Origin of the sequence: Deinococcus sp. NW-56, assembly GCF_002953415.1 — a bacterium.
Lineage (GTDB): Bacteria > Deinococcota > Deinococci > Deinococcales > Deinococcaceae > Deinococcus.
This window is the reverse complement of the sequence record NZ_CP026518.1, coordinates 210,808-234,626: the sequence shown is the minus strand read 5'-3', so window position 1 is coordinate 234,626 and position 23,819 is coordinate 210,808. Positions and strand designations below refer to the sequence as shown.

Annotated in this window: 22 protein-coding genes, 1 pseudogene and 1 riboswitch; of the genes and pseudogenes, 10 read left to right on the top strand and 13 right to left on the bottom strand. The window is 68.4% G+C overall.

What is annotated here, in order from left to right; genetic code table 11:
• Positions 1-181 precede the first annotated feature (181 nt).
• From C3K08_RS16680 to C3K08_RS16670, 3 genes are all read left to right on the top strand, one after another.
• The gene (locus tag C3K08_RS16680) at positions 182-1,099 is read left to right on the top strand and encodes an SPFH domain-containing protein (protein WP_104992566.1); all 918 of its coding nucleotides are present in this window, start codon (positions 182-184) and stop codon (positions 1,097-1,099) included.
• 14 nt (positions 1,100-1,113) lie between these two features.
• Positions 1,114-1,311, top strand: a complete 198-nt coding sequence (locus C3K08_RS16675) for a hypothetical protein (RefSeq protein ID WP_104992565.1) — start codon at positions 1,114-1,116, stop codon at positions 1,309-1,311.
• A 401-nt stretch (positions 1,312-1,712) separates the two neighbouring features.
• On the top strand, positions 1,713-3,137 hold the full coding sequence (locus C3K08_RS16670; RefSeq protein ID WP_104992564.1) for a DEAD/DEAH box helicase: 1,425 nt from the start codon (positions 1,713-1,715) through the stop codon (positions 3,135-3,137).
• A 132-nt stretch (positions 3,138-3,269) separates the two neighbouring features.
• On the opposite strand, the gene C3K08_RS16665 is transcribed toward C3K08_RS16670, so the two are convergent.
• Both C3K08_RS16665 and C3K08_RS16660 read right to left on the bottom strand, forming a co-directional pair.
• A complete protein-coding gene (locus C3K08_RS16665) occupies positions 3,270-3,728 on the bottom strand; it encodes a MarR family winged helix-turn-helix transcriptional regulator (RefSeq protein ID WP_104992563.1) in 459 nt (152 codons plus the stop codon).
• A 46-nt stretch (positions 3,729-3,774) separates the two neighbouring features.
• Complete coding sequence (locus C3K08_RS16660; RefSeq protein WP_104992562.1) at positions 3,775-4,947, bottom strand: sigma-70 family RNA polymerase sigma factor; 1,173 nt, start codon at positions 4,945-4,947, stop codon at positions 3,775-3,777.
• A 447-nt stretch (positions 4,948-5,394) separates the two neighbouring features.
• On the opposite strand from C3K08_RS16660, the pseudogene C3K08_RS16655 reads away from it, so the two are divergent.
• Both C3K08_RS16655 and C3K08_RS16650 read left to right on the top strand, forming a co-directional pair.
• Positions 5,395-6,692 (top strand): annotated as a pseudogene (locus C3K08_RS16655) (IS701 family transposase).
• A gap of 113 nt (positions 6,693-6,805) precedes the next feature.
• Positions 6,806-7,612: an IS5 family transposase gene (locus C3K08_RS16650; protein ID WP_104991608.1), complete on the top strand. Its 807-nt coding sequence runs from the start codon at positions 6,806-6,808 to the stop codon at positions 7,610-7,612.
• Here the strand turns inward: C3K08_RS16650 and hpaI are convergent.
• From hpaI to C3K08_RS16615, 7 genes are read right to left on the bottom strand one after another with little or no spacing between them, the layout of a single operon-like run.
• Positions 7,609-8,376, bottom strand: coding sequence for a 4-hydroxy-2-oxoheptanedioate aldolase (gene hpaI, locus C3K08_RS16645; protein ID WP_104992560.1), 768 nt, complete (start codon positions 8,374-8,376; stop codon positions 7,609-7,611). The two genes, C3K08_RS16650 and hpaI, sit on opposite strands and share 4 nt — an antisense overlap.
• Complete coding sequence (locus C3K08_RS16640) at positions 8,373-8,714, bottom strand: VOC family protein (protein WP_104992682.1); 342 nt, start codon at positions 8,712-8,714, stop codon at positions 8,373-8,375. Before C3K08_RS16640 ends, hpaI begins: the two co-directional genes overlap by 4 nt.
• A 19-nt stretch (positions 8,715-8,733) precedes the next feature.
• Entirely contained in the window at positions 8,734-9,570 is an 837-nt protein-coding gene (gene hpaH / locus C3K08_RS16635; RefSeq protein WP_104992559.1) for a 2-oxo-hept-4-ene-1,7-dioate hydratase, read from the bottom strand.
• On the bottom strand, positions 9,560-10,534 hold the full coding sequence (gene hpaD, locus C3K08_RS16630) for a 3,4-dihydroxyphenylacetate 2,3-dioxygenase (RefSeq protein WP_104992558.1): 975 nt from the start codon (positions 10,532-10,534) through the stop codon (positions 9,560-9,562). The genes hpaH and hpaD overlap by 11 nt, the downstream gene beginning before the upstream one ends.
• The gene (hpaB, locus tag C3K08_RS16625) at positions 10,527-12,014 is read right to left on the bottom strand and encodes a 4-hydroxyphenylacetate 3-monooxygenase, oxygenase component (RefSeq protein ID WP_104992557.1); all 1,488 of its coding nucleotides are present in this window, start codon (positions 12,012-12,014) and stop codon (positions 10,527-10,529) included. Before hpaB ends, hpaD begins: the two co-directional genes overlap by 8 nt.
• A gap of 13 nt (positions 12,015-12,027) precedes the next feature.
• Positions 12,028-12,399, bottom strand: coding sequence for a VOC family protein (locus tag C3K08_RS16620; RefSeq protein ID WP_104992556.1), 372 nt, complete (start codon positions 12,397-12,399; stop codon positions 12,028-12,030).
• Position 12,400: 1 nt separating this feature from the next.
• Complete coding sequence (locus C3K08_RS16615; protein ID WP_104992555.1) at positions 12,401-13,216, bottom strand: NAD(P)-dependent oxidoreductase; 816 nt, start codon at positions 13,214-13,216, stop codon at positions 12,401-12,403.
• 86 nt (positions 13,217-13,302) lie between these two features.
• Between C3K08_RS16615 and C3K08_RS16610 the strand changes: the two genes are divergently transcribed.
• Complete coding sequence (locus C3K08_RS16610; protein ID WP_104992554.1) at positions 13,303-13,641, top strand: endonuclease domain-containing protein; 339 nt, start codon at positions 13,303-13,305, stop codon at positions 13,639-13,641.
• 86 nt (positions 13,642-13,727) lie between these two features.
• On the opposite strand, the gene hpaE is transcribed toward C3K08_RS16610, so the two are convergent.
• The 3 genes from hpaE to C3K08_RS16595 are packed head-to-tail and all read right to left on the bottom strand — an operon-like array spanning position 13,728 to position 16,851.
• Positions 13,728-15,296 (bottom strand): 5-carboxymethyl-2-hydroxymuconate semialdehyde dehydrogenase, encoded by a 1,569-nt coding sequence (hpaE, locus tag C3K08_RS16605; protein ID WP_104992553.1) that lies wholly within the window; start codon positions 15,294-15,296, stop codon positions 13,728-13,730.
• Positions 15,293-16,054 (bottom strand): hypothetical protein, encoded by a 762-nt coding sequence (locus C3K08_RS16600; RefSeq protein WP_158680043.1) that lies wholly within the window; start codon positions 16,052-16,054, stop codon positions 15,293-15,295. Before C3K08_RS16600 ends, hpaE begins: the two co-directional genes overlap by 4 nt.
• Positions 16,051-16,851 (bottom strand): fumarylacetoacetate hydrolase family protein, encoded by an 801-nt coding sequence (locus C3K08_RS16595; protein ID WP_104992681.1) that lies wholly within the window; start codon positions 16,849-16,851, stop codon positions 16,051-16,053. The genes C3K08_RS16600 and C3K08_RS16595 overlap by 4 nt, the downstream gene beginning before the upstream one ends.
• A 123-nt stretch (positions 16,852-16,974) precedes the next feature.
• Here C3K08_RS16595 and C3K08_RS16590 point away from each other — a divergent pair, with 123 nt between their 5' ends.
• From C3K08_RS16590 to C3K08_RS16575, 4 genes are all read left to right on the top strand, one after another.
• Positions 16,975-18,078, top strand: coding sequence for a helix-turn-helix domain-containing protein (locus C3K08_RS16590; RefSeq protein ID WP_104992551.1), 1,104 nt, complete (start codon positions 16,975-16,977; stop codon positions 18,076-18,078).
• A 93-nt stretch (positions 18,079-18,171) separates the two neighbouring features.
• The gene (locus C3K08_RS16585; protein ID WP_199777065.1) at positions 18,172-19,329 is read left to right on the top strand and encodes an ABC transporter substrate-binding protein; all 1,158 of its coding nucleotides are present in this window, start codon (positions 18,172-18,174) and stop codon (positions 19,327-19,329) included.
• A 164-nt stretch (positions 19,330-19,493) separates the two neighbouring features.
• On the top strand, positions 19,494-20,918 hold the full coding sequence (locus tag C3K08_RS16580; protein ID WP_234009269.1) for an FAD-binding oxidoreductase: 1,425 nt from the start codon (positions 19,494-19,496) through the stop codon (positions 20,916-20,918).
• Positions 20,899-22,188, top strand: coding sequence for an AMP-binding protein (locus C3K08_RS16575; RefSeq protein WP_104992548.1), 1,290 nt, complete (start codon positions 20,899-20,901; stop codon positions 22,186-22,188). The genes C3K08_RS16580 and C3K08_RS16575 overlap by 20 nt, the downstream gene beginning before the upstream one ends.
• 64 nt (positions 22,189-22,252) lie before the next feature.
• Here C3K08_RS16575 and C3K08_RS16570 read toward each other — a convergent pair whose 3' ends face one another.
• Positions 22,253-23,518, bottom strand: coding sequence for a hypothetical protein (locus C3K08_RS16570; RefSeq protein WP_104992547.1), 1,266 nt, complete (start codon positions 23,516-23,518; stop codon positions 22,253-22,255).
• A gap of 9 nt (positions 23,519-23,527) precedes the next feature.
• Positions 23,528-23,605, bottom strand: a riboswitch (cyclic di-GMP riboswitch).
• Positions 23,606-23,819: the final 214 nt, after the last annotated feature.

Below are 23,819 nucleotides of genomic sequence, written 5' to 3'. Positions count from 1 at the left end.
TCCATGCGGCACTCCTGCGGAGGGAAAGGGAAGCTTGGGAGGGGACCTTCAGGCGACCTTCAGATTGTGGAGGCCTTCACGATAGAGGCTGACGCACCCCCCAGCAACCGACTGATTGGACAGTATCGATGTGATATCATCTTGATACGCACCGACCGCTCCCCGGTGCCTGGAGGTTGTCATGAGTGAACTGGAAAGAGCGCCTGCCACCGTCGGCCCCGCTGGGGGCGTCTCCCCTGTTCCTGGCGTGGCGAGCGCCGAGCGTGCCGCCTTCGGGCTGCCGGGGATTCCCAGCGTGCTGCTGTGGCTGGTGCTCGCGGGCCTCGCCGCCTGGCTGTGGCTGGGGCTGGGCCTCGTGGTCATTGCCATCGTGCTGGGCGTGCTGCTCCTGATCGCGCTGGCGGGCTTTTTCATCGTGCAGCCCAATCAGGCCAGCGTGATCACCCTCTTCGGGCGGTATGTGGGCACCGAGCGGCGCAACGGCTTTTACTGGACGAATCCCTTCACGCTGCGCAAGAACGTCTCGCTGCGGATTCGCAACTTCAATTCCGAGCGCCTCAAGGTCAACGACCAGATGGGCAACCCCATCGAGATTGCCGCCGTGATCGTGTGGCGGGTGGTGGACACGGCCCGCGCGGTCTTCGACGTGGAGGACTATTCCGAGTTCGTCGCCATCCAGTCCGAAACCGCCCTGCGGCACCTCGCCGCCGGGTACCCCTACGACGACTACGACGGCCGCACCCTCTCGCTGCGCGGCAACCCGGATGAGGTCTCCGAAGCGCTGGGCCGCGAGCTTGACACCCGGCTGCGGCACGCGGGGGTGGAAGTGCTCGAAGCGCGGCTCTCGCACCTGGCCTATTCGCCCGAAATCGCAGGTGCGATGCTTCAGCGCCAGCAGGCCAGCGCGATCATCGCGGCGCGGCAGCAGATCGTGCAGGGCGCGGTGGGCATGGTCGAGATGGCCCTGCGCGAACTGGAAGGGCAGGAGATCGTTCACCTCGACGAGGAGCGCAAGGCGCAGATGGTCAGCAACCTGCTCGTCGTGCTGACCAGCGAGCGCGGCACCCAGCCTGTCGTCAACGCGGGCAGCCTGTACTAACGGGGGGCCGCCAGATGCCCGCCCGCCCGAAGAAGAATTTCCCGCTGCGCATCAGCCCCGACCTCTACGCCGCCTTAGAGCGCTGGGCCGCCGACGACCTGCGCTCGGTCAATGCCCAGATCGAGTTCCTGCTGACCCAGAGCGTGCGTCAGGCTGGACGCCTGAAACCTCCCCCGGAGCCGGAAGACGCCCCGGCCTCCACCGACGACTGACCAATGACCCTCTCCCAGGGTGAGAGGGCCTCGCGCAGCGAGGGGTGAGGGGGCGTGCGACCACCCCAGCCGCCCATCTGGAGCCCCCTGGCCTAACCCGGACGCACGGCGAGGAAAGACCCCTCACCCCGCTGCTCCGGTCGGCGGCCTGCCTGGCCCCATCCCCACCTCGCCTCCCATCTCCCCCGCCCCGATGCGGCATACTGGCCGGGTTTGTCTGTGAAGTCGGCCCATCCTGGCAGAACAGACCCCCACCGCAGGCAGACAGTTTCGCGGGCGCGGAGAGCCAGTCGCTGCGGCGGCTGAAGCGTTCCCCACATTCCCACCCGGCGCCCTCTCCAGCGCCGCGCCCCGCCGCGAGCCTCCCGGTTCGACCGGCGTGTTCTGCCGACAGGACCCCTATGACTTCTTCTCACATCAAAGACCGCCCCGCCCCCACCTCCCCGGCCGACTGGCACAAGTGGTTGGGCGAGCGCACTCCCACGCCCGTGCAGGCCGGGGCGATTCCCGTGCTGCTCGCGGGCCGCGACGTGATCACCACTGCCCGCACCGGCAGCGGCAAGACACTCGCCTTCCTGATTCCCGCCGCCGCGCGGGGCATCGGCATGAAGCCGACGCGCGGGATGCGCCCGGAAGTGCTTGTCGTGACCCCGACCCGCGAACTCGCGGTGCAGATCCGCGACGTGGCCCGCGAACTCGGGATGCCTGCCGGACGCATCACCGGGGGCATCACGCCCAACCAGACCCGCACCGAGGCGAGCGGCAAGGGCGTGATCGCCGGAACGCCGGGCCGCCTCAAGGACCTGATCACGCGCGGCGAACTGTCCCTGGCGGGGCTGCGCTACGTGGTGCTCGACGAGGCCGACGAACTGCTCTCGCTGGGCTTCCTGAAGGACGTGGGCGACATCCTGCGCTCGGCGCAGAAGGCGGCAGGTCAGGAGCTTCAGATCGCAATGGCCTCGGCGACCTTTCCCGCCGCGATCCGAGAGGTCGCCGAGCGCTTCATGCATTCGCCCGAGCGCATCGACATCGCCCCCGCCCGCGCCGCCGAGGCCCCGCAGACCGGGGACGTGTTGGGCGGGGCGACCGGGGCCACCCACCTCCTGCTGCACACCACCCGCGAGGACGTGCTGCGGGTCGCCGCCGACCACGCGCGGGAAGCGTTGCGGGCGCCCGGCGGCTGCGTGGTGATCTTCAGCCGGACCAAGGCCCTCGTCAAGCGGCGGGCCGAGCGGCTGAATGAGCTGCTGCCCGGCGAGACGGTCACGGCCCTACAGGGCAACATGGACCAGAAGAAGCGCGAGCGCACGATGGACCTGCTGCGCTCGGGCGACTCGCGGGTGCTGGTCGCCACCGACATCGCCGGGCGCGGCATCGACCTGCCGGAGGTGCGGCTGGTGATCCACATGGACGTGGCCTCGACCTCCGAAGACCACGTCCACCGCTCGGGCCGCACCGCCCGTGCCGGGCGCCCCGGCGTGAACCTCGTGCTGCTGATTCCCGAGCAGCGCGAGCTGTGGCGCAATGTGCGCCGGGGCCTGCCCGCCGCCCTCCAGCCGCCCCTGACCCCGCAGGAGGGTCAGATCGACCGGTCGATTCAGGAGAAGCAGGGCCAGGGCAGCGGCAACGGCGTGCGTGGAGGCGGCCAGGGACGCGGGCAGGGACAGCCCCGGCCCCCGCGCGAGTCCTCCGGCATGCACGCCCACAGTCGCCCCGAGCAGGGCCAGAAGCGGGCCGCCAAGCCGCACCCGCACGGCGCCCAGCGGCTCGACGCCGGCACCGGGGCCGGGCGGGTAGGGCCGCAAAAGGCGCGGCGTCGGCGCTGACCCCAGCAAGGGCGGGAGGGACGATCAGCGTCCCTCCTGTTTTTTTGCTCGTCACGTGACGAGCAGATGATGCCTTTGATGGGTCTCACGGTCCGCCCGCTGCCCCGGCCACCCGCTCAGCCGGGTGCTCCCCTAAGGCTGCGGCGGGCGGGGGCGCAGATGGGTCAGGCGCTGCCACAGGGGCCGGGTCTGCAGCAGCGACTCGGCCTCCTGCCCGGAGAGGTCGCTCAGGAAGGGAGCCAGTGCCCTGCCCCACGCCTCGTCTATCTCGGCGCGGGTGGCGACGGCGCTGGGGCTGGGGTAGAGGCGGGTGCTGCGGCGGTCGCGCTCGTCGGGGCGCCGCACGATGAGGTCCCGGGCGGCGAGGCTCCGCAGGGTCACGCTGACATTGCTGTGCTGCAACCCCAGGTCCCGGGCGATCTCCGAGACGCTGCCGCCCGGATGCCGGTGGATGTGCCGCAGGACCTCGACCTCCGAGGGGGGCAGGGGCACCGCGCTGGTGGCATGGTCCGCGAGCCGCCGCAAGGCCCAGTAAAGGTCCTGAATGGTCTGCGTGAGCAGGTGCTCAGCAGGGGCGTCGTCCTGGGACATGGGGTCAGGGGAGCGGGGCGGCGGGGGGGCGCCCGCCGACGTCCGGCTACTCAAGGAAACCGTGGAGGGTGCGGGTGCGGCCCTCGTGGTACTTCAGCTTGCGCAGCGCCTTGCTCTCGATCTGCCGCACGCGCTCGCGGGTCACCTGCAACACCCGGGCCACCTCCTCCAGCGTGTGTTCATGACCGTCCGCCAGGCCGTGTCGCATCCGGATCACCCGCGCCTCGCGCTCGTCGAGTGCCCCCAGTGCCCGGGCCAGAGCGTCACTCAGCAGGGCCTGATTCGCGTTCTGGGCTGGTGAGGCGAACTGCTCGTCCGCGATGAAATCGCCCACGAAACTGTCCCCTTCGTCCCCGACGGGCGCCTCCAGCGAGATCGGGTCCCGGCGCAACTTCTGCACTTCCTCGACCTTCCCGGTGTTCCAGCCCGACCCCATCGCCTCGGCGAGTTCGGCGTCGAGCGGCTCGCGCGACAGTTCCATCTCCAGGCGGCGGCTGGTCCAGCTCAGCTTGTTGATGGTCTCGACCATGTGCACCGGCACCCGGATGGTGCGGCCCTGATCGGCGAGGGCACGGGTGACCGCCTGACGAATCCACCACGTCGCGTACGTACTGAACTTGAAGCCCCGGCGATACTCGAACTTCTCGACCGCCCGCACCAGCCCGAGGTTGCCCTCCTGAATGAGGTCCAGCAACCCGACCCCGCGTCCGGCAGACCGTTTGGCGATGGACACCACCAGCCGCAGGTTCGCCTCGATCAGCGCCTGCTTGGCCGCCGACCCGTCCTCGACCTGATGCTCCAGACGGCGGCGCTGACGCTCCCCCAGGTCGGGTGCGGCCAGCCGCTGACGCGCCTCCTCGCCCTCCGCATACCGCCGGGCGAGGTCGACCTCCTCGGCCACGCTGAGCAGCGGTATGCGGCCGATCTCGTTCAGGTACTGCCGCAGCGAGTCGCCCTGGGGCGCGGCTCCCGGCGTGGGAGTTTCCCGCTCGTCCTCGTCCTCCTCCTGCGCGGCGTCCGGCTCCGGATCACTCGCTTCCGGGTCGTCCGGTTCAGCCTCTGGGTCGGGCTGGAACTCCGCCTCGTCCCCCTCGTCGCCGGGGTCCAGGGCCAGGGTCCGGTCGGGCGCCCAAGCGTCGGGGGACCCCACCCGGCCCCGCTGCGGAGTACGGGTGCGGCGGTCGCTGGTAGAGGAGGGGGGAGTGGACTGGGTCGGCATGGAAGTCTCCCTGGGGACCGGGGTGGGCGACACCGTCCGGGCCATGAATGAGGACGAGCGTGGGGGCTGGGCACGGAGGGGGGCGTCAGACGCCTGGCCCCCTCCGCACCTTCTGGCCTCTACGAAAACCCCGGCACCCGGCAGCCTGGTGGGCCGTCGCCACGACCTGTGGGCAGGCATCCCGTCGTCTGGCTGCCTGCCACCGATATATATATTAACATACATATCGGTTCGACCGGATGAGGGGCACCCCTGCTTCTACGGGTGCTTCCCATACGGTCGACGTGCTTTTTGGCACCCGGCGGCTCAGTCGCAGCAGGGGAGCCGTGAGAGACTCCACGTTTGCTCGTCACGTGACGAGCAAGCCAGGTTAGCCCCTAGCTGTACTTCGGGAATATTCAGGGAGGGGACACAGGGGCCAGCATCTCGGATGCTGGCCCCTGTGCTATGGCTCGTTCTCTGCCTCGCTGGACCCGACATTTCCCTACCTGGTTTGCGCCCTTTCTGGTGCATTTTCGCCACCGAGCCCAGCGGACCTGGGCGCCTCTGTACGTCCGTGGATTGTGCAGCACGGTCCACCGAAAAAGCATGCAGCCCTTGGCTGCCGTCGTGGCGCCCGGGAAAGAGGACCATCTCCAGCAGTTCATCACCGACAGCCCCTGGCTGACCGAACCCCTGGAAACCCTGCTCGCTCAGCGGGCTCAGCAGATGCTGGGTGGCAAAGACGCCGTGCTGATCATCGACGACACCTGCTTGACAAAGTTCGGCACCAAGTCTGTCGGCGTCGCCCGTCAGTATTCCGGGCAGGTCGGGAAGATCACCCCCTGTCAATGCCTCGTCTCCCTGACGTTGGCCCAGCACGACTTGCCGGTTCCGCTCGCCCTACGGCTCTTCTTGCCACAGGAGTGGACCAACGATCCCGCTCGGCTCAGGGCGGCTGGTGTTCCGTTGGAACACCAGCCGCCACAGACCAAGTGCGAACTGGCGCTGAAAGAGTTGGACCGGGTGCGTCCACACGTCACCTTCGGCATGGTTCTGGCGGATGCGGGGTACGGCGTGAACGCCCGGTTCCGGCAGGCACTCACCGAGCGAGGACTGCTGTGGTCGGTCGGCATCACCCGCACGCAGACGGTCTATCCCAGGGACGTTCGCTTGATCCCCATCCCTCGGATCTTCCGGGGCAGGAAACCGACGCACCCAACCCCATCCGAGGACCGACTGTCGGTAGAAGAAGTGCTGGCGGGTGCTGCATGGCAGCACCTGGTATGGCGACATGGAACCAAAGGCCCGCTCTCCGGACGCTTCGCGGCTGAATACGTTCGCCTGGCAGACGGGGAGGAGTACGCTCGCAGTCAACATCTGCCGGGTCAAGCCGCCTGGATCATCGGAGAACAGCGACGAGGTGAGGAGCGCAAATACTACGTCTGCAATCTGCCCCTGACACGCCGTTGTCGCGGTTGGTGGAAGTCACCAAGCGCCGCTGGGCGTGTGAGCTGAGCCACCGGGAGCTGAAGGACGAAGTCGGGCTGGACCACTTCGAGGGCCGGTCCTGGCAAGGTCTGCATCACCACGCCGTGCTGTGTATGGTGGCCCTGACCTTCCTGCAATGGCTTCGCCTCACCCAGCCCGACGACCTCAGAGGCGACACCATTCCGGCCATTCGAGCGGAGGTGGCAGGGGACTTGCCCCTGCCACCTCCTTGCCGCCGATGTCACACCTGCACCGCCTTATTCAGCGGCCCCTGAATATCCCCGAAGTACAGCTAGAGGCTGAGAGTATGGGTTTTGAAGCGTGACAGAACTTTTCTGCCCTGAGCAGAGAGGAGTCCTTTTTCCGCGTTCAGATCGATAATCCGAGGATGGACCGGCGAGCCTACCCCAGCGACGTTGACGACGAGATGTGGCTGTTCATGCGCCCGTACCTGACCCTCGTTCCAGAAAACGCACCCCAGCGCAAGTATTCGCTCAGGGAGATGCTCAATGCCACGTTATGGGTCGCTCGCACCGGGAGCCAGTGGGCGTACCTACCGCACGATTTCCCGCCGTACGAGCTGGTGTACCAGCAGGCCAGGCGGTGGATGGAGCACGGGTGCTTCGAGAACATGGCGCACGATCTACGTGCACTCAAACGAGAGGATGCCCTCAGAGAGGGCATTCCCACGGTGGCCATCATCGACAGCCGGACGCTACAGAGCACCGCTGAAAGCGGTGCAAGGGCCGGGTATGACGGGGCCAAACGACGCAAAGGCAGCAAAATTCACGCCGCTGTCGACACGCTCGGGAACGTGTTGACACTGCTCGTGACCCCCGGGAATGAGCAGGATCGAGACCAGGTGTATGACCTGTGCCGGGAGGTGCAGGCGCTCACGGGTGGAAGCATTGACGTGGTGATTGCAGACCAGGGCTATACCGGGGATCAGGCGAGCACCGATGCAGCGGTGAACGACGTCGAGCTGGTGGTCGTGAAAAGGCCGTCTGGGGCGCATGGATTTGTCTTGCTCCCGAGGAGGTGGATTGTGGAGCGGACCTTCGCCTGGACTGCGCGTTTCAGGCGGCTGGCACGGGATTTAGAGCGGTTACCCGAGATGTTGCTCGGCTTTCACTGGTTGGCCTTGTCGGTTCTGTTACTGCACAACCTCAGTCCCATTCTTGGGATGGGTTCCTAGCACGCTCTAAAGCGTCTCAGAAGTTCCGAGCTGGCGCGGGTCAGCAGCAGCACATCCACCCCTACTGCGACGAAGGTGTAGCCCCACTCCAGATACCGCCGGGCCGTTCCCTCGTCGGTGGCAAGGATGCCCGCCGCCTTGCCCGCCGCGCGGATGCGCGAAGCCGCGTTCTGAATGGCGGCCTGCACGTCCGGGTGGGCCGGGTTGCCCAGATGTCCCATGCTCGCGGCGAGGTCGGCGGGGCCTATAAACACGCCGTCCACGCCTTCGACCCCCGCGATGGCGTCCAGCGCTTCTAGTCCAGCGACGGACTCCACCTGAACCAGCAGGCAAAGGCCGTCGTTGGCGTGCTGCAAGTAGGTGGCGTCGCGCGAGAAGCGGCTGGCCCGTACCAGCGCACTCGCCACTCCGCGCACTCCCTGCGGCGGATACCGCGTCGCCGCGACCAGCTCGCGGGCCTGCGCCGCCGACTCCACCATCGGAATGAGCAGATTCCGGGCACCGATATCGAGCACCTGTTTGATCTGCACCGGGTCGCCCACGGGCAGGCGAACCACCGGGGCCGAAGGATATGCGGCCAGTGCCTGAAGCTGTCCGAGGATGCTTCGCAGGTCATTGGGCGCGTGCTCGCCGTCCACGACCAGCCAGTCGAAGCCCGCCCCGGCACAGACCTCGGCGCTGTAGGCATCGGCCAGGGCCAGCCACAGGCCGTAGAGCGGCTGGCCGGATGTCAGCGCGTGTTTGAAGGCGTTGGGAGCCGTCATGCCGTGCGCTCCCGGTGCGGCCCACGCAAGCCCAGCAGATTGCCCCAGGGGTCGCGTACCTGCGCCATTCGCTGCCCGCCTTCTATATCCATCGGTCCACGGTACAGCTCGGCCCCCAGAGCTTGCCATTGGGCGAGCCGTCCTTCAAAGTCGGGCGTGGCCCAGTACACCACGCTGCCCGCCGCCCCCGACGCGACCTTGGCATCCGCGGGTACGAGTTCCAGCGTTGCTCCGCCGAGGTCCAGCAGCGTAAACCCGTTGACCTCACGCCGCTCGGCTTCGGGAAAGGCCCGTGCGTACCAGTCCAGCGCGGCGGGGACGTCCGGCACGTGAATCATCACAGCGGCAATCTGCCCTTTAGGCGCCACGCGGTGTTCCCGCGAACCGGCATGAGAAGCTCCCTAGCGGCCCGTAGTCGAAGGTGAAGACGTCTCCAGAAGCGATGTCCACCGGACGGGTAAACGACCCAGCCAGCACCACCTCTCCGGCTCTCAGCCCTTCTCCGTGCGGCGCGAGGCGGTTCGCCAGCCACGCGATGCCCGCCGCTGGGTGCCCCAGCACGCCCGCTGCCACGCCGGTTTCCTCGACCACCCCGTTGCGGAGGCACAGGGCCGCCGCCCAGCGCAGGTCGAGGTCGTCGGGTCGCATCGCCCGTCCACCCACGATCACGCCTGCATTGGCCGCGTTGTCGCTGATGGTGTCGGTCACCCGGCGAGGCTTGCCCGTTTCCGCGCTGACCCGCTGGATGCGGGCGTCGATGATCTCGGCGGCGGGCGTCACGTATTCGGTGGCCCGCAGCACGTCAAAGATCGTCATGCCGGGGCCGCGCAGGTCCGCTTTGAGCAAGAACGCCAACTCGACCTCCACCTTGGGAGCCACGAAGCGCGAGAGGGGAATGTCCCCGTTCGGCTCGAAGAACATGTCGTCCAGCAGTGCCCCATAGTCCGGCTCGGTGATCTGTGAGGCCATCTGCATCGCCCGCGAGGTCAACCCGATCTTGTGTCCCAGGATGCGCCGCCCGCCCGCGACTTTCCGTGCCATCCAGGCCCGCTGCACCGCGTAAGCGTCGGCAACTGTCATGCCCGGGAAGCGTTCGGAGAAGGGGGCGAGTTGCACGCCCGTCGCCTCCGCCCCCTCCAGCTCGTCGGCCAGGCCGGGCAGGAGGTCGTCGGGAATGACCCGCTCAGATGACATTGATGGGCATCCCCTTCAGCTCGCTCTCGGTCAGCTCCTGCCAGCCGCCGCCGAAGGCCTCCATACGGGAGCCTTCCTCGAACCAGCTTCGCGGTGTCTTGGCCCCCCAGAGGGTCTGTCGCCGGGGGTCGTCGCGCTGCCAGCGGATCGTCTCGAAATCGGGGTCGACCGTGATGTAGTCGGAGGTGTACAGCTCAATGCGGTGCCCGTCGGGATCGCGCACATACAGGAAAAAGGCGTTGGAGATGCCGTGCCGCCCCGGTCCCCGCTCTATGCGCTCAGGCTGCCGCGCCCCGGCCAGGATGTCGCACGCCCGGATAATGCTCACGGCGTCGGGCATCCAGTAGGCCCAGTGGTGCAACCTCGGCCCGGCGCCGTTCGTCATGGCGAGGTCGTGAACCCCGCCCCGGCGCTGAATCCAGGCGGCCCAGATGCGCCCGTCCTCGTCCTCGGTGAGTTCGGAGGCGCGGAAGCCCAGCCGCTCGCCGTACCAGGCCATCATAGAGGCCACGTCGGGGGTCATCACGTTGACGTGGTCCACCCGTTGCAGGCCCGGCCCCCGGTGCAGGTGGTAGTCCTGAAGCAGCCAGCGGTGCGTGCGGCTCTCGCGGTAGAAGGCCACGGGTACGCCGAAGGGGTCCTGCATCCGCAGCACGCGGGGGCGGTCGAGTTCCTCCTCCCAGCGGTAGGGGAGACCCTCGCGCTCGGCCAGGGCGACCAGCCCGTCCAGGCAGGCGTCCGTCCGCACCCGGTAGCCCAGGTGCCGCACGCCCGCTTCGGGGGCCTGCTCCAGCTTCAGCGTCCACTCGCGGTCTTCCACGCCCCGCAGGTAGAGCGCTCCCGGCTCCTCGTGCAGCACATTCAGGCCGAGCAGGTTCACGTAGAAATCACGCGAGGCTTCGAGGTCGGTGACGGTAAAGACGGTGTGCGCGATGCGAATCACGTCCGGGCGGGGATCAGTCATCGGCGGCCACCCCCTCCGGCTTCGCGCTGCGGCTCAGGAACGCCCCGATGCGCTCCACGTAGGGCTGCTTGTTGTAGACCTCGTACAGCGCCGAGTGCATCCGCACCGGGTCCCCGAAGAAGAACTTCTCGTACAAGCTCTGACGTCCGCCGAAAGAACTCATGGACATGTCCCAGGCGAGCCGGAAGAGCTTGAGGCGGTCTTCGGCGCTCGCGTTTCCGGCCTGCAAATACTTGCTGATCTGCGGCCCCAGCGGTCCCTCGCGGTCGGCCTTGCTCGGCATCATGATGATGCCCGACGCGCCGAGGAGTTGCAGCAGCTCGGGCAGGCGGGCATACACCGCCGGGTAGTAGTTGCGGGCGGCGTCCAGCGGGCCACGGGCGGGGGTCATCACCCCGTACTCGTTGACGGTGGCCCCCGCGACGGCGGCGACCTCCAGCGCCTTCATGATCTCCAACATGACGATGATCTCTGCGACCTTGCTCTGGACGTGCTGGAACTGGCCGGAGCCGATGGCGTTCACGATGCTTTGCGCGGTGCCCAGGAAGGCTTCGGTCTTGGCGACCTTCAGGTTGACCACCTGATAGGCCATGTGCAGCACGGCGTCGGTGGCGGCATACGCCTTGTTCGCCAGTTCCACGTCGTACAGCAGGAAGACGCGCTCCCAGGGCACGAGCACGTCGTCGAAGATCACGAAGGCGTCCTGCTCGTCGAAGCGGCTGCCGAGCGGGTGGTCCTCGGGGTCGCGGCCCACGTCGAAGGGTTCGCGGCACTGGAAGCTCAGGCCGGGCGCGTTCGTGGGGATGGCAAAGCCCATCGCATAGCGGCTCTTGTCGGCGTTCTCCTTAAGCACGGTGGACGGAAACACCAGAATCTCGTCCGCGATGGGCAGGGTCGCCATCATGCGGGCGCCGCGCATGACCACGCCGTCCTCGCGCTCCTCCACAATCCCCAGCGCGATGTAGGGGTCGGGCATCTCGGAGGCCATCTTGGCGCGGTTGACCTGCGGGTTGGTCAGCGCGTGCGTCAGGCACAGGTCGTGGTCGCGCACGTACTCGTAGTAGCGGCGCATGTTGCCCGCGAAGTCGGGCTGGTGGTCGCCCTCCACCTCGCAACTGGCGAAGTAACCCGCGCCCATGCCCGCCGCCATCACGTTGGCGTTCATGTAGTCCGGCGCCCGGCCCAGGAAGCCCAGCGAGTAGTTCGCGCGGAGGCGGTGCGCCTCCCCGATGCGGGCGAGGTCCTCCTTGGTGCGCGGCACCATTAGGCTCATGGGGTGGCGCTCGCCGCCCTCCTCGTAGGTGAGCTTCTCGCGCAGCTCCGGCTGGTGCTGGAGGTCATACAGCCCCGCGAGCGAGTGCGCCATGTTGCGGGTCGCGGGGTGGGTGGTGGGGTCCTCGACCCGCTGCCCGTCGATGTAGAGGGTGGGCGGATTCTTCCGCAGGCGGTCGAGGAATTGCTGTCCGGTGATGGCTGCCATAGCGGGTGCCTCCTTACGCCTCTTCGGCGCCGTGGTACTTGAAGACTTTGAGGACGTAGCCGTCGGGATCGGTCACGAAAAAGCCGTAGGGTCCGGTGGCGTGCCGGTACTGCTCGCGCATGTCGCGCTGGATGCTGGTCTGACCGGAGATTCGGGCGAACAGCCGGTCCACCTCGTCAAACGAGTCCAGTTCAAGGCCCAGGTAGGTCACGGCGCGTACGTCGGGGGCCGTCTCGCTGCGGTCGAAGATCAGCCGCGTTCCGCCGTGAAAGGTGGCGAACAGCCGTGCTCCGTGAAGGGACGTTTCCACCCCGAGCAACTCGTAAAAAGCCTGAGTGCGGTCCAGGTCCCTGGCCTTGAAGGCGACATGCTCCAGCACGGCCATATCAGCCCTCCTTCCCCGCCAGCCCCCGATAGTCCGGGTCCACGAAAATGCCGCCCTGCCGCTGCTCGGTGATGTCTCGCGGGTCACCGTGGATGTGCTCCACCTCGGCGGCATAGGCTTCGGCGTCGTCCTGGGGCACGTAATCCAGCACGTCCCAGCCTTCGGGGGTCATCCAGCGGCGGGTGTTGCCGCTGATGCCCGCGACGATCAGGAAGCCCACGTCGGGAACAGTGACCGCCTTTTCAAAAAGCTGTACCGCGTCACGGGGGCTGAGCCAGGTCGAGAGGTGCCGGGCATCCTTCGGCTTGGGTTGGAAAGAACAGATGCGGACGCCGACAAACTCGATGTCGTACCGCTCCCAGTACATGCGGCCCAGTGCCTCACCGAAGACCTTGCTGACGCCGTAGTAGGTGTCGGGGCGCACCGGCACGTCCGGCCCGATCTGCTCCGAGCGGGGATAGAAGCCGACCGCGTGGATGGAGGATGCGAAGGCCACCCGCCGCACGCCCGCCTGCCGCGCTGCTTCGAGGACGTGGTAGGTGCCGTCCACGTTCACGTCGCGGATACGCTCGTAGGTGTGCTCGTCCGCGATGCCGCCGAGGTGGATCACGGCGTCCACCCCTTCCATCGCGGCGCGGACTTCTTCAAAGTTGGTGAGGTCGGCGGAGACGATCTCCTCGCCTGCCTGCGCCTCCCCCAGGTCGCGGTTGTCGGTCAGGCGCAGGACGGGGAAGCGCCCGCGCAGGCCCTCGCGCAGGGCCGAACCGACCTGTCCAGCGGCTCCGGTGAGGAGGACGGTGTGGGGGGTTGGGGTCATTGGGGGCCTCCTTCGTGGGGCAGCCTCCGGCTGCCACCCCCCTCCCAGCCTCCCCCGCAAGGGGGGAGGGGTTTTAGGCTGCACGCGTGGAAAGGTTTTCCCGGTCGGAACAGAACAGGCGGGCGCGGGAGTTGCGGCGCACCATGACGCCGGAGGAGCGGTTGTTGTGGAGTCGCTTGCGGGCGGGTCAGTTGGGCGTGGCATTTCGCAAGCAGCAGGCGCTCGGCTTTTATTTCGCTGACTTCGTGTGCCTGGAGAAAAAGCTCGTCATTGAGCTGGACGGGAGCCAGCACGCCGGAAGAGAGTATGACGCCGTGCGGGACGCCGAACTCACCGCACGAGGGTTCCGCGTTCTGCGCTTCTGGAACAACGAAGTCCGCACCAACTTGAACGGAGTGCTGGAGCGAATAGCCGAGGCGTTGTAACCCCTCCCCCCCTGCGGGGGACTCGTATGAGCTGCTTGCAGAGGCTGGGAGGGGGGTGTCAAGCGCAGCTTGACCGTTAAAGACCCTCACCCCTCCGCCACCTCCTTCTCCACCTTCGGCGCCTGCCCCACGCCCAGCCGCGCCGTCTTGTGCGTCCCCAGCGAAATCGCTATGTTCTTCGTCTCCATGTAGAACTCGAAGGAATAGTCGCCGCCGTCGCGCCCGATGCCGCTGTTTTTCACCCCGCCAAAGGGCGTGGGCAGGTGCCGTACGTTTTCGGAGTTCACCCAGATCATCCCAGCTTCCAGCCCGTGCGCGAAACGGTGCGCCCGCGTGAGGTCGTTCGTCCACAGGTACCCGGCCAGCCCGTATTTCACGTCGTTGGCAAGGGCCAGGGCGTCCGCCTCGTCGGTGAAGGGGATGGCGGTCAGGACCGGCCCGAAAATTTCCTCCTGGCTGATCTGCATGTCGTTGCGTGCCCCGGTAAAGAGGGTGGGGGAGACGTAGTTCCCCTCGCCGCCCACCCGCCCGCCGCCCGCCGCGATGGTGGCCCCTTCCTCGCGGGCCTTGTCGAAGTAGGACAGGACCTTCTCGAAATGGCGGGGGTGAACCAGCGGCCCAACCTCGGTGTCGGGGTCGAGGGGGTCGCCCACCCGGATGTTCCGCGCCCGCTCGGCGATGCGGGCGGTGAACTCGTCGTAGATGCCCTCTTGGATGAGCACGCGGCTGGAGCTGGTGCAGCGTTCCCCGTTCAGGCTGTAGATCATGAAGACCACGGCGTCGAGCGCCTTGTCGAGGTCGGCGTCGTCGAACACTACGACCGGATTCTTGCCCCCCAGCTCGAAATGCACGCGCTTCAGGGTGTCGGCCCCCTGCCGCATGATGTGGCTGCCCGTGACCGTCTCGCCGACGAAGGCGACCGCCTTGATCAGCGGGTGCTCGGTCAGCGCTTTGCCCGCGCTCTCCCCGAAGCCGTGGACGAGGTTGTGGACGCCCTTCGGCAACCCCGCCTCGTCCATGATCTCGGCGAGCAGGGTCGCCGTGACCGGGCTCCATTCGGCGGGCTTGTGGACGACCGTGCAGCCCGCGGCCAGCGCCGGGGCGATCTTCCAGGTGCTCAGCATGAAGGGCGTGTTCCAGGGCGTGATCACTCCCACCGGGCCGATGGGCTGCCGGATGGAGTAGTTCAGGAAGCCGGGGGCGGGCAGGCTCTCCCCGTCCTGAGCACCGGGAGCACGGTCGGCGTAGAAGCGGAAGTTCTCCGCCCCACGCGCCGCCGCCGATTTCATGAAGCGGATGGCCTGCCCGGTGTCCACGCTCTCCAGCACGGCGATTTCCTGCGACCGCTTTTCGATCAGGTCGGCGATCTTGTGCAGGATTTTGCGGCGCTCGGCCCCGCTCACCTCACGCCACGTCTGGAAGGCGTCGTGGGCGGCGCGGGCGGCGCGGTCGATGTCGGTCGCGTCGCCGCTCGCCACGGTCGCCAGCGCGGAGTTGTTGGTGGGCGTGTGGGTCTGGAAAGTTTCGCCGCTTTTAGAGTCCACCCACTCGCCGCCGATGAAGTGGTGCAGGCCGCCGCTGAGCTTGCTTTCACGCAGTTCACGGGCGAGATCGTGGTTGGGGTGCTGTGCCGCTGGGGGAGGGGTCTGGGTCATGGTTGCTCCTGAACGGGTTGGCTGTAGGAGTAGGCGAGGAAGGTCTCGGTCCGCAGGGTGCGTCCGCCCCGCTGCACCCGCACGAAGGCGGCGTAGGGATGGAACTTCACGAGGTAGGTGTAGCTTCCGTTGCGGAAGGTGTACTCCGGCCCGATGTCGTCGGCACTGACCTTCCCGCCCGTCACGTACACCCCCGGCGTCCCGTCGAAATTGCGCGTGGCGTAGGTGGCCGTCCTGCCGTTGTCCCAGACGATCACCGTGCGCTTGGCCGTCGCGCCCATGAACACGGCCTGGGGTTGGTAACGACAGGGAAAGGAGCCTTCCGGCGTGCGGAACTCGTTCACGCGGCTCAGGCGGTAGGCCGGGTCGAGGACGTTCTCTACGTTGCTGGTGCGGATGAAGAAGTTGGCGTTCGTTCCCGAACCATCCGGAAAGGAGAGGCGGGTATAGATGCTCCCGGCGGCCCCCTCACTCGGCCCGAGCAGGAAGGGGGCCGTCAGCTTCCCCGCGTCCGACTCCATTTGTGGGCGCTTGAGCCAGCGGTGAAGGGTGACGGGTTGGGCGGTGGTTCGGGGGTCGTGGGCGGGCTGGGTGACGGCCAGCACCCGGTCCGGGGCGTCGCACCAGGCGAAGGCGGGCTGAACGGCACCGACCCGGCCCTCCACGTTCACGAAGGAGCGCATCTCGAAGCGTGGCGACGCCGCGAAGGCGGCCCCGGCGAGCGCCAGGGCTGTCAGGGTCGCCCCAGTCCGGCTCACCGCCCGTCCCACTCGCCTTCCTTCGCTTCCTTGCCCTTGATGGGTTCAGCGCCCTCGTCCTCCTCCTGAATGTCGTTTTCCAGCACGCCCAGTCCCTCGACCTCCAGCCGCATCACGTCGCCGGGGTGAACGTGCGAGATGCCCTTCGGGGTGCCCGTCAGGATCACGTCGTCCTTCTGGAGGGTCATGAAGCGGCTGATGTGCTCGATCAGTTCGGGAATCGAGAAGATCATGTCGCGGGTGCTGCCCTGCTGCCGCAGCTCGCCGTTGACGTGCGCGGTGAGGGCGAGGTTATGCGGGTCCGCGATCTCATCGGCCGTCACGTAGTACGGTCCCAGCGGGCCAAAGGTGTCCCAGCCCTTGCCGCGCAGGGGCGGACGGAAGGTGTTCGTCACGTAGTCGCGCACCACGAGGTCGTTGCCGATGGTGTAGCCGCCGACGTAGTCCATCGCGTCCTTCGCCTTCACCCGGCGGGCGTCGCGGCCGAGGATCACACCGAGTTCGACCTCGTAGTGCATGAACTCCGCGCCGCGCGGGTAGATCACGGTGCCCCGGTGCGGCAGCAGGGTGGTGTTCGGCTTCCAGAAGAGGGCCGGTTCGCTGGGCTGCGTCAGCCCGAGTTCGCCCGCGTGGTCGTTGTAGTTCAGGGCGAGGGCAATCACCTTGGGGGGGTCCACGGGCAGGCGGAACTGCACCCTGTCCGGATCGTGGGCGACGCCTGCGGCGTCAATGAGGTGGCCGTCGTGCAGGTGACCGTTCAGGGCGCGGCCCCCGGCGATAAAGCGGGCGTATTTCAAGGTGGGTCTCCGTTCGTAGGTGAGAAAACGAGGGGGTCTGCCTTCCAGCATACGGCCCGGCTCCTCACCCTTTCCCTTGTAGGGTGCGTGAATCTCCCCCCACCCTGTTGTAGGTTGGAACAAATGCGGGACACCTCGCCCTCTTCGCCCGAGCTGCTCGCGCTGTCGGGTGTGGCCACTTTGCTGGCCTCCTTGCGAGAAGCCGTCACCGGACCACAACCCGAACGCGAACTGGTGACGCGGCTGGCGCGGCTGACGGGGGGGCGGGCCGAGATTCGCGCGAGTTGGGGAGACGTGGTGGCGGTGGCGGGAGAAGCTGCCGGGCCGGAGGTCACCCGCCGCCTGAGCTACGGGGACGCGAGCGGCGAGCGGCATGTCGGCAGCCTCACCCTGGCGGTGCCGCCGGAGTGGGCCGCCCTGCTTCCTGTGGCGGTGGAATATGCGCTGCTGGCGAGGCTTCAGGCGGCGGCGGCGGGCGCGGCGCGGCGGCGGGTGGGGGAGAGGACGCTGGACGCCCTGCTGTCGGGCACCGTTCCAGAGGCCAGCCTCCCGGATGCCGAACCCATCGCTGTGGCGGTGGCGGCCTTCGCCCGGCCTCCCGCGCCCGGTTCAGCCGCCCGGACGGCCCATGCCCACGCCCTCGACGTGCTCGCGGCGGTGGGGGAGGGCTACTTCCTGGAACGCGGCCTGCCTGCCCATTCCACTGTGCGGGGGGACCGGGCGGTGTGGCTGTGGCCGACCCTCGACCTGGCGCGGGAGGCGCGGGACCTCCACGCCGCGCTGCTGGCGAGCACCGCGCAGGACGTGCGCCTGGGAGTCAGCGCCCCGCACCCCGGTCCCCGGCATGCCCGCACCGCCGAGGGCGAAGCGAGGCACGCCCTCGCCGCCACCCGGCAGGCGCGGGGGTCCACGACCTATCACGCGATGGACCCCCTCTATGCCCTGCTCGCGGACGGTTCCTTCGCCCCGTTGCGGGGGCAGGTGCGGTCGCGGCTGGCCGCGCTGGAGGACGGGGGCCGCATCGAGGCCACCCTGCGGGCCTACCTCGCCCACTCGGGGCCGCTGCCCGACCTCGCCGCTCGGTTGCACGTGCATGTCAACACCCTGCGGTACCGCCTGCGCCGCGCGGAGGAGGTGCTGGGCGGCTCCCTGCGTGACCCCTCGGTGCTGGCCCGGCTGTACCTCGCGTTTGAAGCCGAGGAAAAGGGTTCTGCCGCTCACCGCTAGGGGCCTGCCCTTCTGCTAAGCTTCATGAACCAACCCCCAGTTCATCTTCTGCCCGGTTCCGCCGGGCTGCCCCCTCGCCGTGGAGGTTTACCCATGAAGCACCCGCGCCGCACCACCCGTCTGCTCGTGACCGCCGCCTTGCTCGCTTCGTCGTCCCTTGCCGCTGCCCAGATTCGGGTGGGTGTGGTCGTGTCCTCGACCGGACCAGCGGCCAGCCTGGGCATTCCGGAGAAGAACACGGTCGCCCTGCTTCCCCAGACCATCGGCGGGCAGAAGGTGACCTACACGGTCCTCGACGACGCGTCCGACACGACCGCTGCCGTGACCGCCACCCGCAAGCTGATTCAGGACAACAAGGTGGACGTGATTATCGGCACGACGACCACGCCCGCCAGCCTCGCCATGATCGACGTGGTGGCCGAGGCGAAGGTGCCCATGATCAGCCTCGCCGCGTCCGAGACGATCATCAAGCCGGTGGACGCGCGGCGGCGCTGGGTGTTCAAGACCCCGCAGACCGACGCGATCATGGCGAACGCGATCGTGGCCCACATGGCGCAGAACCGGGTCAAGACGGTGGGCTACATCGGCTTCAACGACGCCTACGGCGAGGGCTGGCTGTCCGAGCTGCAGCGGGCGGCAGCGGCCCGGAATATCCGGGTGGTCGCGGTCGAGAAGTACAACCGCGCCGATACCAGCGTTACCGGCCAGATTCTCAAGATCGTGGCTGCGCGACCCGACGCCGTGCTCGTCGGGGCCTCCGGCGTGCCCGCCGTGCTGCCGCAAAAGACCCTGAACGACCGGGGCTACGCGGGCAAGATCTACCAGACCCACGGGGTCGCCAACGCCGACTTCCTGCGGGTGGGCGGCAAGGACGTGGAGGGCGCGATTCTACCCGCCGGACCCGTGCTGGTGGCCGATCAGCTGCCGAGCACCAACCCCACCCAGCGCGTGGGCCTCGCCTACACCCAGGCCTACGAGCGGCGTTTCGGCCAGAACTCGGTGAGCACCTTCGGGGCGCACATGTGGGACGCGGGGCTGATCCTGCAAAAGGCGATTCCGGCCGCGCTGAAAAAGGCCAAGCCCGGCACCCCGCAGTTCCGTTCGGCGCTGCGCGACGCCATTGAGGGCACCCGCAACGTGATCGGGGCGCACGGCATCTTCAACATGAGCGCGACCGATCACCTCGGCCTCGACGCCCGCAGCCGGGTGATGGTGCAGGTCGTGAACGGCACGTGGAAGATGATCAAGTAATGCAGATTCCGGTTGAACAGTTTTTGTCACTGTTCAACCCGAGCGAAGCGAGAAGGAACGAAACGGTTGCCGGGAAAGGAGTTCTTCCCTCGGCGCTCTCCTGAGGGGAGAACGGATTGGACGGAAACCGTAGAACAGGCTGGCGGGAGGCGTTACGGTCCCGCTTGGGCGAGTGCGTCAGCCTCGCCCCCGGTGACCGGAGCGCCCACGCCCGCGACGAGGGCACTCCGCTGACCTGGGTGCCCGGCGCGGTGGTCTACGCCCGCTCGGAAGGGGACGTGCTGGAGACGCTGGCGGTGGCCCGCGACTGGCGCGTTCCCGTCACTCCCTGGGGTGCGGGCACCAGCCTGGAGGGAGCGGCCCTGCCCGTGCCGGGCGCCATTTCGCTGGACCTGGGCGGAATGGACGGGGTCGGCGAACCGGACCTCCTGGGCTTCACCGTCACCGTGGGGCCGGGGGTGCGGCGCGTGGCCCTGAACCGCCGCCTGCGTCCGCACGGCCTCTTCTTCCCGGTGGACCCCGGAGCGGACGCCTCACTGGGTGGGATGGCGGCCACCAACGCGAGCGGCACAACCACCGTGCGCTACGGAGGGATGCGCGAGAACGTGGCCGCCCTGCGGGTGGCGCTGGCGGATGGCCGGGTACTCACGCTGGGCAATGCGGCCCGCAAGAGCAGCAGCGGCTACGCGCTGAAGCAGCTTTTCTTGGGCTCGGAGGGGACGCTGGGCGTGATCACCGCCCTCACGCTGCGGCTGCATCCCCTGCCACCCGCGACGGCCAGCGTGCAGCTCGCCTTCAGGGACGTGGAGGGGGCCGTCGCCGCCAGCGTGACCCTGCGCGGCCTGGGTCTGACCCCGGAGCGGCTGGAGTTCGTGGATGCCGCGACCGTGGCCGCCGTGAACCGCCACCGTGCCCGCCGCGACCCGGAGGCCCCGACCCTCTGGGTGGAGGTTGCAGGCCGGGACCGGGCCGATCTGGACGCGCAGCTCGCCCTGCTGCGGGAGGCGGCCTCCCTGCATGGCGGCGCCCTCGTCGGCGCGGCCCGCACGCCCGAGGCGCAGACCGAGCTGTGGGCGGCCCGCCACGGCGTGTACGACGCGCTGCGAGCGGCCTGGCCCGGTCACGCGACCCGGATTGGGGACGTGTGCGTGCCCCTCTCGGCGCTGGCAGGAACGGTGGCGCTGGCTCAGGAACTTTTAGAGCAGTACGGCCTGACCGCGCCCCTCGTGGGTCACGTCGGGGACGGCAACCTGCACCTCCTGATGCACGCCCCTCCCGACGACGCGGACGCCTGGACCCGGATCGACCAAGTCCTGCATGCCCTCGCCGCGCACGCCGTCGCGGTGGGCGGCACCTGCACGGGCGAGCATGGGGTGGGGCTGCGCAAACGGGCGTACCTGCGTTCGGAACACGGGGACGCGCTGGACGTGATGCGGGAGGTGAAGGCTATGCTGGACCCGCTGAACCTGCTGAATCCCGGCAAGGTGGTGGGCGACCCGGCCCTCCTCCCCGCCTTTCCCGTTTCCGATCACGGCGCGGCCGACGGCACCGCTGCCGACTGGAGGCCCGATGTTCCAGCCCGACCGTGAGGGCATGCCCCTCCCCGACCTCCGCGCCCTGCAACTTGCCCGCCTTCAGGCCACCGCCGCCCGCATGGATGAGCGGGTGCCCGCCCACCGCGCCCGCTTCGGGGCGGCGGGGGTCACCCCGAACGACCTGCGGACCCTGGAGGACCTCGCCCGTTTTCCGCTGACCCGCAAGAGCGACCTGCGCGACCACTACCCCCTGGGCCTCAGCGCCGTGCCCCGGCACGAGCTGCACCGCCTGCACGCCAGCAGCGGCACGACCGGCAAGCCCACCGTGGTCGCCTACGATGAGAACGACCTCGCCGTCTTTGCAGAGGTCGTCGCCCGCTCGCTGTACGCGGCGGGGGCACGGCCGGGCATGACCTTTCACAATGCCTACGGCTACGGCCTGTTCACCGGGGGCCTGGGCCTGCACGGCGGGGCCGAGCGCCTGGGCCTGTGCACCGTGCCCGTCTCAGGCGGCGGCACCGAGCGGCAGGTCAGCCTGATCCTCGACCTCGAACCCGAGGTGATCGCCTGCACGCCGAGCTACGCCCTGGTCCTCGCGGACGAGTTCACCCGCCGGGGCGTGCGGCCAGAGGACACCTCGCTGCGCTACGCCGTGCTGGGCGCCGAACCCTGGACCGAGAAGACGCGCCGCGAGGTCGAGGCCCGGCTGGGCGTCACGGCGACGAACATCTACGGCCTCTCGGAGATCATCGGCCCCGGCGTCTCCAACGAGGACGCGACCGAGCAGCACGGCAGCTACCTCTGGGAGGACCACTTCTACCCCGAGATCGTCGACCCCGAGACGGGGGAGGTGCTGCCCGACGGTGAGTGGGGCGTGCTGGTGCTGTCCTCCATCAGCCGCACCGCCCTGCCCATGCTGCGCTACTGGACGGGCGATATCACCCGCCTGCTGCCGGAGGCCACCGAACCCAACGCCACCGGGCGCACGATGCGCCGCATGGACGGCATCCGGGGCCGCGCCGACGACCTGATCATCCTGCGCGGGGTCAACGTGTACCCCACCCAGCTGGAGGCCGTGCTGGTCGGCATGGGGCAGGTCAGCCCGCACTACCACGTGGTCCTGACCCGCACGGGCACCCGCGACGACCTGTTGCTGCGCGTGGAGGCGGGCGAGGAGACCGCCGCCCTGCGGGGCGAGATCGAGCGGCTGGTCAAGGTTCAGGTGGGCGTGACCGTGCGCTGCGAGCTGTGCGTGCCCGGCTCCCTGCCCCGCAGCGAGGGGGGCAAGTTGCGGCGGGTGACGGACCTGCGCGGGGAGATGTAAACCGGAGTCCAACGCAAAAGGCCCCTCCCAGTGGTGGAGGGGCCTCGCACTTGCGCCGCTGGGGTCAGCGCACCTCGTACCACTGGGCCGTGAGGGGCGTCAGGCTGCCGGTGACCGCTCCGGCCTTGAGGGTCAGGCTCTTGGCCCGGCCCGCGAAGAGGGGGGTCAGGGTGGTGGCCCCGCCGGGCACCGTGACCTTGACACTCTGGCGCTGGGTTTCGTTCAGGCTCAGCACTTGCAGGTAGCGGCGGCCTCCGTGGGTCCACAGGGTGGCGCGGGCTTCCCCGAGGTTGCCGGTCAGGGCGAGCGTCTGCCGCTGGCCGTTCAGGAGCACGGGTGCGAGCAGCTTGATCTCGGCGGCCAGTTTCTTCAGCTCGGTGCGCAGCCCCGTGTAGGTCGCCAGATCGTTGGCGTTGTCGAGGTAGGTGTAGTACAGGATGCCCTTGACGCCCGCGCCGAGCGCCTGGTTGGTCATCGAGTTCAGCTCGGTGGCGGTGGGGTAACGCCCGCCCGGCCAGCGGAAGCTCTGGAGGTTGGCGATGGGCAGGGTGCCGGTGCGGGCCGATTCGGCCACCAGGCGCTGCATCACCGGGTACACCACGGTCAGTGAGTCGCCGTACCCCGCAGGCCCCACCGGGTAGGACTGGTTGCCCACCGCGTCGGCCCGCCCGAAGAACTCGGGGTGGCTGTTGGAGTAGGAGATCGCCATGCTGGTGTAGGTGAGGTGGTGGGGGTCAAGCGCTTTGGTCGCCAGGTGCCGCCGCTCCAGTTCCTCGGGGGTAATGCGGGCGTTGCAGTCGTCGGCGATCATCCAGCCCAGGGTGGCGGGGTGGGTCTTGAAGGTGTTGATCGAGACGTCCCCGAAATCTTCCACGAACAGCTTCATGCCCCGCCCGTGCGCTGCGTCGAGCAGCTGCCCGAACTGCTGGAGGTCGGCTTCGGGGTCGAACATCGTCACGTTCATGGTGTTGAAGCCCAGGTCGGCCACGGCGTGCATGTCGCGCAGCCGCTTTTGCACCTGCACGCTTCTCTCGGCGGCCCACGACACGTGGTAAAAGCCCATCGGGAACATCGGTGCTTCACCGACGAGAAGTGTGCCGTCGGGACGCACGCTCGCCGCGCCGACGGGAGCCGGGTTCAGGCTGAGCGCTTCAAGGGCGGCGGTGGCGGCGGCGGTTTCCTGCTCGGTGGCGACCCCCTCGGCGGCCACGTCGGTCTGAGGGGCCGGGGTGTCCTGCGGGGCCGGGAGGGCAGGGCTGGTGGGCTGGGGGGCCGAGCAGGCCGCGAGGAACAGGGTCAGGGCACAGGCCAGGGGAGCAAATTTCTGCATGGTTCTTCCTTCGGTGGCCCGGCTGACTTCGGTCAAAGTCCCGTGGCTTTGCGTCCCCTCCTCACGGAGGGTTTGCCTTTGTCGAGAAGACGTGGGGGTAAGGGGTGGGAGACTGCGGCGCTCCGGGGAGGTCTCCGGGGCCTTCAGCTCAAGAACAGGTTAAGACCTGCCTCTGACAAAATCGGCACAATGCGCCGCCAGCGCTGCGTAGAACTTCACAACGGACTCGGGCGCCTGATGGCCCGTGCAGATTCGGGTGGGACAGTTGGAGGGACTATCCTAACCGAGCGGACTGGAGGAG

Excerpts from the sequence above, each read along its gene's own strand:
- C3K08_RS16680 (WP_104992566.1), top strand. The coding sequence starts at position 182 with ATGAGTGAACTGGAAAGAGCGCCTGCCACCGTCGGCCCCGCTGGGGGC.
- C3K08_RS16675 (WP_104992565.1), top strand. The coding sequence starts at position 1,114 with ATGCCCGCCCGCCCGAAGAAGAATTTCCCGCTGCGCATCAGCCCCGAC.
- C3K08_RS16670 (WP_104992564.1), top strand. The coding sequence starts at position 1,713 with ATGACTTCTTCTCACATCAAAGACCGCCCCGCCCCCACCTCCCCGGCC.
- C3K08_RS16665 (WP_104992563.1), bottom strand. The coding sequence starts at position 3,728 with ATGTCCCAGGACGACGCCCCTGCTGAGCACCTGCTCACGCAGACCATT.
- C3K08_RS16660 (WP_104992562.1), bottom strand. The coding sequence starts at position 4,947 with ATGCCGACCCAGTCCACTCCCCCCTCCTCTACCAGCGACCGCCGCACC.
- C3K08_RS16650 (WP_104991608.1), top strand. The coding sequence starts at position 6,806 with ATGGACCGGCGAGCCTACCCCAGCGACGTTGACGACGAGATGTGGCTG.
- hpaI (WP_104992560.1), bottom strand. The coding sequence starts at position 8,376 with ATGACGGCTCCCAACGCCTTCAAACACGCGCTGACATCCGGCCAGCCG.
- C3K08_RS16640 (WP_104992682.1), bottom strand. The coding sequence starts at position 8,714 with ATGATTCACGTGCCGGACGTCCCCGCCGCGCTGGACTGGTACGCACGG.
- hpaH (WP_104992559.1), bottom strand. The coding sequence starts at position 9,570 with ATGTCATCTGAGCGGGTCATTCCCGACGACCTCCTGCCCGGCCTGGCC.
- hpaD (WP_104992558.1), bottom strand. The coding sequence starts at position 10,534 with ATGACTGATCCCCGCCCGGACGTGATTCGCATCGCGCACACCGTCTTT.
- hpaB (WP_104992557.1), bottom strand. The coding sequence starts at position 12,014 with ATGGCAGCCATCACCGGACAGCAATTCCTCGACCGCCTGCGGAAGAAT.
- C3K08_RS16620 (WP_104992556.1), bottom strand. The coding sequence starts at position 12,399 with ATGGCCGTGCTGGAGCATGTCGCCTTCAAGGCCAGGGACCTGGACCGC.
- C3K08_RS16615 (WP_104992555.1), bottom strand. The coding sequence starts at position 13,216 with ATGACCCCAACCCCCCACACCGTCCTCCTCACCGGAGCCGCTGGACAG.
- hpaE (WP_104992553.1), bottom strand. The coding sequence starts at position 15,296 with ATGACCCAGACCCCTCCCCCAGCGGCACAGCACCCCAACCACGATCTC.
- C3K08_RS16590 (WP_104992551.1), top strand. The coding sequence starts at position 16,975 with ATGCGGGACACCTCGCCCTCTTCGCCCGAGCTGCTCGCGCTGTCGGGT.
- C3K08_RS16585 (WP_199777065.1), top strand. The coding sequence starts at position 18,172 with ATGAAGCACCCGCGCCGCACCACCCGTCTGCTCGTGACCGCCGCCTTG.
- C3K08_RS16575 (WP_104992548.1), top strand. The coding sequence starts at position 20,899 with ATGTTCCAGCCCGACCGTGAGGGCATGCCCCTCCCCGACCTCCGCGCC.
- C3K08_RS16570 (WP_104992547.1), bottom strand. The coding sequence starts at position 23,518 with ATGCAGAAATTTGCTCCCCTGGCCTGTGCCCTGACCCTGTTCCTCGCG.